The organism is Parvimonas sp. M20 (genome assembly GCF_035282425.1).
GTDB lineage: Bacteria > Bacillota > Clostridia > Tissierellales > Peptoniphilaceae > Parvimonas.
Genome location: NZ_JAYKBQ010000083.1, coordinates 1 through 469, shown reverse-complemented (window position 1 = coordinate 469; position 469 = coordinate 1). Strand labels below are relative to the sequence as shown.

At 45.4% G+C, this 469-nt stretch carries 1 protein-coding gene; it reads left to right on the top strand.

Annotated features, from left to right (window positions below; translation table 11 throughout):
* Positions 1–44: 44 nt before the first annotated feature.
* Positions 45–467 (top strand): hypothetical protein, encoded by a 423-nt coding sequence (locus VJI93_RS08505; RefSeq protein WP_324000444.1) that lies wholly within the window; start codon positions 45–47, stop codon positions 465–467.
* Positions 468–469: the final 2 nt, after the last annotated feature.

Sequence of the window (469 nt, the reverse complement as noted above, 5' to 3'; positions counted from 1 at the left end):
TGCGCGGTCGGATGGAGGCAGTTTTTTAGGGAGGTTACGATTTTATGCTACACACCCAGAATAAAGAGTGGCAGAGGTTGGCGGCAATGCCATACTTCGACAAGAAGCAATTGGAAGTGCATTATTCCCAGATTAATTCCATTTGCGAAATGGCTCACGGCTTAGCTAAGACGTCTGATATGCCCGAATCAGCACACAAGGCAATTCGGAAGTCTGAAGAGGTAGCCAAGCGCATTCTCAGCATCCTGGATGAAGAGAATCCGTCTTTGGATGAACTGTCTGGCATTATTTCGAATGTCATGTCTGTAATACTGTTATCAGGTGCAACAACCGTCCAAATCAAGACAGTAGGAGTCACCGCAGAACAAGGCATCAAAAGCATAATGGAGGTGGCATGCATTAAGTCCATCTTGGATAGGCCTTTATTCCCAGAAGGCATCGACGAATCAAAACTAGGAGGCAATTAATA

Bases quoted from the DNA above. Each gene is read 5' to 3' on its own strand.
- VJI93_RS08505 (WP_324000444.1), top strand. From the start codon at position 45: ATGCTACACACCCAGAATAAAGAGTGGCAGAGGTTGGCGGCAATGCCA.